An 8,555-nucleotide genomic window follows, 5' to 3' on the forward strand; every position below is an offset into this window, starting at 1 on the left:
TGGTCATCCATGACGCGGATCTCGGCAGGCGAGAGCGCCAGTCGGGCACGGTGCCCGAACTGCCGCTTCACCAGGCCGAGTTCACTCACGACGATCACTATACTATTCTGGTGTATGTCACCGCGATGGAATCCAAACCCCGATATATCAGAACGGGCCGTCACGTCGTCTAGAGTCTGCATGTCCACTTGGTGTTCGTCACCAAGTGCCGGCGGACCTACTTCGCCGGAAGCTGCGGCGGAGCACCACTCGCCGTCGTGCAGCAGTACATCGAGCGACAGCAGCGCCCGTGAGCTGAGCTGAATACTGCGGACCCGTGCCTATCGTGCGGGTCAGAGCAGTTCTGAGATGGCCTTCACCACCGCCCTGAAGGGCGGCGCACTGACCAAGATCAAAGGTAGAACGTGAAGCTGCATCGCAGGGCATCGAGGGCGGCGGCGAGAGTGTCGACGTAGTGCCGAACGGCGTGGTCGGGCAGCGGCTGCGCGGCCTTCGTCTTCGAACTGGCGCCCGAAGTAGAGGCGTTCGCGCCCGCGGACCAGCTCCTCGTTGATGCCGTCGAGGCGGTTGAACGCGAAGTGCCAGAGGCGGTCGTTGGCCTGCCCGGCTGCCGAAGAGAGGCGGTGTGGGAGAGAGCCCTGGGATCGTTGCCACGGCGACGGCCAGGCGGTCGAGCCGGTCGGGGCGGTCCGCGGCCAGGGCGTAGCCGGTCCACATGCCGACGTCGTGACCGGCCATGGCGAAGCGCCGGTGCCCGAGCGCGTCCATCAGCGTCACCATGTCGCGGGCCGGCGTGCCGGTTTCGTAGGCGTCCCGCGGTTTGTCGGACCGCCCGGCACCGCGCGGGCCGACCGCGACGACCCGAACGTCCCGGTCGGCGCGGGCATCACCAGGCGCCACGCGTACCACGTCTGGGGCCGGCCGGCAGCAGCGCGGCGGGCCCTGGGCTGCTGGTGACGGCGTGCAGGCGCAGTCCGCCAGTGTCAACGTAGTGGCTGGTGAAGGTGTCGGTGAAGCGGGCCGGAAGGTTCGGGCGCCGGAGGCGGAGCCGTGGCCTTCGGGTGCGGGCAGGTGGAGTGACGACACACTCCTGATCAACCTTTGTTCGTGCGACCGTTCGACGGTCGGTAGGACGGGACGGATTCCCCGGCGTACGGGCGGGAGAGGGGGCGGAGCCGCCGCGTCCGGTGGTCGCTCAGGTGGTGCCGGGGCGGCGCAGTGCGCCGGCCAGGGTCGTCACGACGACGGCGACGGCGAGGATCGGAGTGGCGAGGTCCTGGCCGAGGGCCTGGTCGAGGAAACCGAGGGGCCCGCGTGGGCACGATCGTGCCGGTGTCCTGGCTCGCGCGGAGCATCGCCAGAACGACGTGGTCCGTGCGGGTTCGGCCGAGGACGGTCCCCGCTGCGATGAGTTTCGGCCGGGTCGCGAGTCTGTTCCGGTGACCGTCGTAGGACGCCGTACGACGCTGCCCGGCACCGGACACCACGGAGGACACCATGACGACCACGCCGGACGACCCGACCACTGCGCTGCCCGGCCGCCCGCCCGTGGTCGACCTGGCCACCTGGCAGAGGGCCCGTGAGGAGCTTCTGGTCCGTGAGAAGGCCCACACCCGCGAGGGCGACGCCCTCGCCGCGGCCCGCCGTCGGCTGCCGATGGTGGAGTTCGACGGGACGGTCGAGGTCGTCGGACCCGACGGCCCGGTCCCGTTCTTGGACCTGTTCCAGGGCCGCGACGAGCTCGTGGTGTACAAGCACATGTGGTACGACGGCGCGCCGCACCAGGGGCAGTGCGAGGGCTGCACCACCACGGCCTGGCACCTGAAGGACGCCGTCTACCTCAACGCCCGCGGAGTCTCGTTCGCCGTCCTGACCACGGGCCGTTGGGACGAAGTCGCCTCCTACGTCGAGTTCATGGGCTACACCCAGCCCTGGTACTCGGTGCGCGACGCGGACGCGCCGGTCGGCGGCGACATGGGTCACATCACCTGCTTCCTGCGCGACGGCGATCGCGTGTTCCTCACCTACTCCACGACGGGCCGGGGCAACGAGCGGGTCAACGGGTCCCTCGGCCTGCTCGACATGACGCCCTACGGCCGCGGCGAGGTGTGGGAGGACAACCCCGAGGGCCGGCCCAAGGGCGACAGCCCGTGCTGGTCCTGGCGCTCGGACGCGGACGGGAACGCCACCTGGGGCCCGACCAGCCGCCCCGTGCCGCAGTGGACCCGCCCCGGCGCCACCCCCGTGGAGACCCTCGGCCGCCACGGCCACCACCACTGACGCGCCTTCGTCGACGGCGTCGGCGACAGGTGCCAGGTGCCGGCGACAGGTGCCAGGTGCCGGGCGAAGCTCCGGAAGATGCGAGGGTCCGCCTGCGCGCCCGGTCGGTGGTGGTGCGTCCTCTGAGGCGACGACGCTGCTCCCGGGCAGCACGAAGGGGCCGGAACCGTGTCGGTTCCGGCCCCTTGGGGCCTGGTCAGGCGGCGACGGTCTCGCCGGCGTGGCCGTGCAGGCGGGCGACGACCTCGGTCAGCTGGGCGGCGACCTCGGCGTCGTCGACCGGGTGGGTCTCGGCGAAACGGGTCACGGAGCCCGGGATGGACAGCTTGATGTCCTCGATCACCTTGCCGCCGGCGATGCCCACGGCCTTGCGGGCGTCGTCCTGCGCCCACACGCCGCCGTACTGGCCGAAGGCGGTGCCCACGACCGCGACGGGCTTGCCGGTGAAGGCGCCGGCGCCGTACGGACGGGACAGCCAGTCGATGGCGTTCTTCAGGACGGCCGGGATGGTGCCGTTGTACTCGGGGGAGAACACGAGGAAGGCGTCGGCGGCCTGGGCGGCCGCACGCAGCCGGGCGGCGGGGGCCGGCACGCTGCCCTCGACGTCGACGTCCTCGTTGTAGAACGGAACCTCGGCCAGGCCCTCGAACAGCTCCACCTCGGCACCCGCGGGGGCGAGCTTGACGGCCGCCTCGGCGAGCTGGCGGTTGTGCGAACCGGCGCGAAGGCTGCCGACGAGCGCGAGGATGCGAACAGACATGGGGGACTCCAAGGGGGGTGAAACACTGCCGTTACGATCCGGACCGAGGTCCGTTTAATTTTCTACCAGATTAACCGGACCGCGGTCCAGTTCTGTTCCCGATGCTTTACGCTGACTTCATGTCCAGCACCCTGCCGCCCTTTCCGACGCCTCAGGAGCCCGTCGAGGAGAAGCCGGTGCTGCTCGAGCTCGGTACCGGCACGGACGAGTCCGGCCTGCGAGCCGACGCGGCGCGCAATCGCGCCCGGCTGCTGGACGCCGCCGCACGCCTGGTGGCGGAGCACGGCGCGGCCGGCGTCACGATGGAGGCGGTGGCCGCGGCGGCCCAGGTGGGCAAGGGCACGGTCTTCCGCCGCTTCGGAGACCGCACCGGCCTGCTGACGGCCCTGCTGGACCACTCCGAGCGCAAGTTCCAGGCATCCTTCCTCAGCGGCCCGGCGCCGCTGGGCCCCGGCGCGCCGCCGGTGGACCGGCTGCGCGCGTTCGGCTGCGCGGCGCTGCGCCGCGCCGCCGACGACCTGGAGCTGCAACTGGCGGCCGAGCCGTGCCCCGACCGCCGCTTCGTGCTGCCGCCCCGCCAGCTGCGCTACCGCCACGTGGTCATGCTGCTGCGGCAGGCGGTCCCGGACGCGGACTGCGAGCTGCTCGCGCAGACGCTGATGAGTTACCTCGAACCCGCCCTGATCTTCCACCTGACCCGGCAGTGCCATATGCCGATGGAACGGTTGCAGGCAGGCTGGTACGACCTGGTCGCCCGCGTGACCGGTACCGCCGGGCCCTGCTGAGAGCGGTCGCCGCCTGGGCGCAGGGGCTTGCTCGGTGCCGGCGTCGCCGGTCCTCCCGGCCGCCGGCCGGCCCTCTTGTGCGCCTCCCCAGCAGCCGGCGCAATGATCAACGCGGTGTTCGAGGCATGCCGGGTCTGCCGTCGGCGCCGGGGCCGGAAGTCCGGAGCCCGGCCCGCGCGGAGTCGCTCCGCGATAGCGTGATCGTCATGACGGCTGAGGACGGGGCACTGGTCGGCGGCATGGTGAACGCGGGGGCGGTCTTCCGCCGGGGTGCGCTGGTGGAGCGCCCGGCGCCGCGCAACGCGCGCGCCCTGCATGCCCATCTCCTCGCGCTGAAGGAGCAGGGTTTCGATGCGGCCCCGGCTCCTGTCGCCGTCACCGAGGACGGCCGTGAGCAGTTGACCTTCGTCCCGGGCGACGTGCCTCTGCCGCCGTTCCCGGACTGGGCGATGACGACGGCCGCCCTCGAATCGGTGGGGAGCCTGCTGCGGCGGCTGCATGAGGCCGCCGCGGCCGTCGAGGTCGACATCCGTGCCGAGTGGCCCCGCGATCTCGCCGACCCGGAGGGGGGAACGATGCTGTGTCACAACGACGTGTGCCCGGACAACGTCGTCTTCCGCGACGGCCGTGCCGCCGCCCTGATCGATTTCGACCTGGCGGCCCCGGGCCGACCTCTCTGGGACGTCGCCATGACCGCCCGCTACTGGGTTCCCATGGTCGACCCCGCATCCGCGGCCGCCTTCTACCCCGCCGAGCTGGACGCGCCCGAACGGCTGCGGATCCTTGCCGACAGCTACGGCCTCTCGCCGCGGGAGCGCGGCGAACTGCCCGGCGTCGTCGAGCAGGCCACGGAGGTCTGCCGGGCCTTCGTCGCCCGCCGCGTGGCTGACGGCGACCCCGTCTATCTGCAGGCGCTGGCCGAGCGCGGTGGCTGGGAACGCTGGGACCGTATGCGGACCTGGCTGGCGGACCACCGCGAGACGTTCACGGCCGCCCTGCTGAACTGACCGGCCCGGGCGTTGACATCGGCAGGCCAGTGGCGGGTACTTCGGCCTGCCGCCGCCGTTCGAGGTCCTGGCCGCGAACGACCGTCACGAACACATTCGTCACGAACACATTCGTCACGAACACGTTCGCGTACCAGCTCGCGAGGCTCCCACCTGACCCGTCCGGACGCGCACGGCCCTGCCCCCCTCCGCCGCTCCCGGCTTCTGCCAAGATGCGGTACGTCATGGTGCAGATACCTGAATCCACCGCGTCCTCGTCTCCCGCACCGCACTCCGTCCCCACGAGTGCCGATGTGGCCCGTCTGGCGGGCGTCTCGCGGGCGACCGTCTCCTACGTCCTGAACAACTCCGGAGCCGTACGGATCAGCGAGCCCACCCGCCGCCGGGTCCGCGAGGCCGCCAGCGAACTCGGGTACGTGCCCCACGCCGCCGCGCGCAGCCTGCGTGCCGGGCACAGCCGCATCGTCCTGATGCCCGCCCCGGCCATCCCGGTGGGCCCGCTCTACAGCCACTACCTCAACGAACTCCACGGGGCGCTCGGCCGCCTGGACTACACCGTCGTACAGCACGGCAGCGCCGGCCTGCACGGCGACGAAGCCGCCCGCGCCTGGGCCGAGCTGCGGCCGGTCGCCGTCATCGTCCCCGGGGCCGGGATCGGCCCGGAAGGGGTCGCGGTGCTCAAGCGCTCCGGTGCCCGCGCCGTCGTCACCCTCGGGCCCGACCCCGTCGACGGGGCCCACGCCCTGCTCATGGACCACGAGAGCGTGGGCCACTGCGCCGGCGCCCACCTGTACGCCCGGGGCCGACGCAGGATCGGCGTGGTCGTGCCCGAGGAACGTGGCCTCGATGTCTTCTCCAGACCGCGCCTGGCCGGCGTACGGCGCGCCCTGCACGGCACCGACGGGACGGTGACGGAACTGCCCCTCGGCTACGACGAGGAGTCAGCGGCCCGCCTCGCCGCCCGCTGGCGCGGTCTCGGCCTGGACGCGGTGTTCGCGTACAACGACGAGTACGCCATGCTGGTGATGCGCGCACTGCAGGACGCGGGCTTACGCGTCCCCGAGGACGCGGCGGTGATCGGCGCCGACGACCTGATGCTCGGCCGGCTGCTGCGCCCCCGGCTGAGCACCGTGCACATCGACCTGCCCCCCGGCCGCTACGTCGCCGACCTCGTCGACCGCGCCGTGCGCAACCCGGGCGCGGCACCCGAACGCCAGGCGGTGCTCGGCGCGACGGTGGTCCACCGCGAGTCCACCTGAACTCAGACGCGAAGGAACGGTCCCGCGGACGAAAAGGAACGGTCCGCAGACGAGACGGCTCGGACCGGCCGACACGAAGAGGAACGGTCCGCAGACGAACGGCTCGGACCCGCCGCACGAAGGATCGGACCCGCCGACACGAAGAAGCGGGCCCGCTCACGAGGAGCGGACCCGCCCACGAAGAACGAGGGCCCTACTGCCCGTCGGGGCCCGTCTGCCCCTGCCCCTGCGCCTGCTGCTCGGCGACCGCCTTGCGCACCTCGTCCATGTCCAGCTTGCGGGCCTGCCCGATCACGTCCGTGAGGGCGGCCTCGGGCAGCGCGCCGGGCTGCGCGAACACGGCCACCTGGTCGCGCACGATCATCAGCGTCGGAATGGACTGGATGCCGAAGGCCGCCGCCAGTTCCGGCTGCGCCTCGGTGTCCACCTTGCCGAACACCAGGTCCGGGTTGTCCTCCGCCGCCTTCTCGTAGACCGGGGCGAACGAACGGCACGGCCCGCACCAGGACGCCCAGAAGTCGATGAGAACGAACTCGTTCTCGGTGACCGTCTGGTCGAAGTTCTCTTTGGTGAGCTCCACGGTGCTGCTCATGGCGTATTCCCTCTTCCTGGTGTGGGGACGTACTTACTGGCGCGGGACGAGACCGTGACGACAACACGGCCGACCCTACGGGTATTCCGCGCGCGTACCCGTGTGGCCACGGCGCACACCACCCAGCAGACTGACGTCATGACGGAAACGGAATCCATCGCGTACGACGTCGTGGTGCTCGGGGCCGGACCCGTGGGGGAGAACGTGGCCGACCGCACCCGTGCGGCCGGTCTGTCCACCGCGGTCGTGGAGAGCGAGCTGGTCGGCGGCGAGTGCTCGTACTGGGCGTGCATGCCCAGCAAGGCGCTGCTCCGCCCGGTCATCGCGCGCGCCGACGCCCGCCGACTGCCGGGTCTGAGCCAGGCGGTGCAGGGTCCCCTGGACGCCGCCGCGGTCCTCGCCCGCCGCGACGAGTACACCTCCCACTGGCACGACGACGGACAGGTGCGGTGGCTGGACGGCATCGGCGCCGACCTGTACCGCGGCCACGGTCGCCTCGCCGGTCCGCGCACGGTCACGGTCACCGGCCCGGATGGCGTGAGCAGGACACTGACCGTCCGGCACGCGGTCGCGGTCTGCACCGGCACCGGCGCCCGGCTGCCCGACCTGCCCGGACTCGCCGAGGTCCGGCCGTGGACCAGCCGCGAGGCCACCTCTGCCGAGCATGTGCCCGGGCGGCTGATCGTGGTCGGCGGAGGCGTGGTCGCAACCGAGATGGCCACCGCCTACCAGGCGCTCGGCTCTCAGGTCACCGTCCTGGTGCGGGGCAAGGGGCTGCTGGCCCGGATGGAGCCCTTCGCGGGCGAGCTGGTCGCCGAGGCGCTCACCGAGGCGGGCGCCGAGATCCGTACCGGTACCTCGGTGGAGTCGGTGGCCCGCGAGAACGGCACCGTCGTGGCCGTCACCGGCGCCGGCGACCGCATCGAATCCGACGAGATCCTGTTCGCCACCGGACGGGCCCCGCGCACCGACGACATCGGCCTGGAGACCGTCGGCATGGAGCCGGGCTCCTGGCTCCCGGTCGACGACACATTGCGGGTCGAGGGCAGCGACTGGCTCTACGCGTGCGGCGACGTCAACCACCGCGCCCTCCTCACCCACCAGGGCAAGTACCAGGCCCGGATCGCGGGCGACGCCATCGGCGCCCGCGCCAAGGGCGAGCCCCTCCAGGAGCCGGCCCCGTGGGGTCCGCACGCGGCCACCGCCGACCACCACGCCGTCCCGCAGGTGGTCTTCACCGATCCGGAGGCCTCGGCAGTCGGCCTGTCGCTGGCGGAGGCCGAACAGGCCGGCCACCGGGTACGCGCCGTGGACGTGGAGTTCTCGTCGGTCGCCGGGGCGGGGCTGTACGGCGAGGGTTACCGCGGCCGCGCGCGCATGGTGGTCGACGTGGACGAGCGGATCCTGAGGGGTGTCACCTTCGTCGGCCCCGGCGTCGGCGAACTGATCCACTCGGCCACCGTCGCCGTCGCCGGACAGGTCCCGGTCGACCGCCTGTGGCACGCGGTCCCGTCCTACCCGACGATCAGCGAGGTGTGGCTGCGGCTGCTGGAGGCCTACCGCGGCTGACCGCCGGTACCCGGCCCGGGACACCCCGGGCCGGCCACCGCGGCAGAGGCGACGCGGACACGCTCGTCACGGCAACTCGAAACCGAGCGTCCGCGCCGCCTCCTCGGGAGTCGGCTGGGCCCAGCGCGCCGCCAGCACCTCGTTCGAGGACAGCGAGCGCAGCTCGGCACGGTCGAGGTAGAGGGTGCCGTCGAGATGGTCGGTCTCGTGCTGCACGATGCGGGCCGGCCAGCCGGTGAACACCTCGTCCACCGCGCGGCCGTGCTCGTCGTGCGCGCGCAGGCGCACCTCGGCGTGCCGGGC

The 8,555-nt window shown here is 72.2% G+C and carries 8 protein-coding genes and 1 pseudogene; 5 read left to right on the forward strand and 4 right to left on the reverse strand.

Annotated elements, in window-relative coordinates; all coding sequences use genetic code 11:
- Positions 1-693 precede the first annotated feature (693 nt).
- A pseudogene (locus tag BZY54_RS55205) lies at positions 694-1,086 on the reverse strand (alpha/beta fold hydrolase); the annotation flags it as partial.
- 411 nt (positions 1,087-1,497) lie between these two features.
- On the opposite strand from BZY54_RS55205, the gene BZY54_RS46615 reads away from it, so the two are divergent.
- Positions 1,498-2,280 carry a DUF899 domain-containing protein gene (locus tag BZY54_RS46615; RefSeq protein WP_086731377.1) on the forward strand — a complete coding sequence of 261 codons (783 nt, stop codon included), beginning with the start codon at positions 1,498-1,500 and terminating at the stop codon, positions 2,278-2,280.
- Between the two features lie 196 nt (positions 2,281-2,476).
- Here the strand turns inward: BZY54_RS46615 and BZY54_RS46620 are convergent, their stop codons facing one another.
- Positions 2,477-3,040, reverse strand: coding sequence for an NAD(P)H-dependent oxidoreductase (locus BZY54_RS46620; RefSeq protein ID WP_086731378.1), 564 nt, complete (start codon positions 3,038-3,040; stop codon positions 2,477-2,479).
- A 101-nt stretch (positions 3,041-3,141) separates the two neighbouring features.
- Here BZY54_RS46620 and BZY54_RS46625 point away from each other — a divergent pair, with 101 nt between their 5' ends.
- The 3 genes from BZY54_RS46625 (at position 3,142) to BZY54_RS46635 (ending at position 6,091) form a co-directional block, all read left to right on the forward strand.
- Positions 3,142-3,825: a TetR/AcrR family transcriptional regulator gene (locus BZY54_RS46625; protein ID WP_086731379.1), complete on the forward strand. Its 684-nt coding sequence runs from the start codon at positions 3,142-3,144 to the stop codon at positions 3,823-3,825.
- 206 nt (positions 3,826-4,031) lie between these two features.
- Positions 4,032-4,832 carry a phosphotransferase gene (locus BZY54_RS46630; RefSeq protein ID WP_086731382.1) on the forward strand — a complete coding sequence of 267 codons (801 nt, stop codon included), beginning with the start codon at positions 4,032-4,034 and terminating at the stop codon, positions 4,830-4,832.
- A 224-nt stretch (positions 4,833-5,056) separates the two neighbouring features.
- The gene (locus BZY54_RS46635) at positions 5,057-6,091 is read left to right on the forward strand and encodes a LacI family DNA-binding transcriptional regulator (protein ID WP_167414191.1); all 1,035 of its coding nucleotides are present in this window, start codon (positions 5,057-5,059) and stop codon (positions 6,089-6,091) included.
- Positions 6,092-6,284: 193 nt separating this feature from the next.
- Here BZY54_RS46635 and trxA read toward each other — a convergent pair whose 3' ends face one another.
- Positions 6,285-6,683, reverse strand: a complete 399-nt coding sequence (trxA, locus tag BZY54_RS46640; protein ID WP_086731381.1) for a thioredoxin — start codon at positions 6,681-6,683, stop codon at positions 6,285-6,287.
- A gap of 138 nt (positions 6,684-6,821) precedes the next feature.
- On the opposite strand from trxA, the gene BZY54_RS46645 reads away from it, so the two are divergent.
- Positions 6,822-8,252 carry a dihydrolipoyl dehydrogenase family protein gene (locus tag BZY54_RS46645; RefSeq protein WP_086731383.1) on the forward strand — a complete coding sequence of 477 codons (1,431 nt, stop codon included), beginning with the start codon at positions 6,822-6,824 and terminating at the stop codon, positions 8,250-8,252.
- Positions 8,253-8,318: 66 nt separating this feature from the next.
- On the opposite strand, the gene BZY54_RS46650 is transcribed toward BZY54_RS46645, so the two are convergent.
- Positions 8,319-8,555 (reverse strand): peptide deformylase (locus BZY54_RS46650; protein ID WP_208640974.1); only part of this gene is annotated, 237 nt, incomplete at its 5' end.

This window comes from Streptomyces carpinensis, assembly GCF_002154505.1.
GTDB classification, from domain to species: domain Bacteria; phylum Actinomycetota; class Actinomycetes; order Streptomycetales; family Streptomycetaceae; genus Streptomyces; species Streptomyces carpinensis.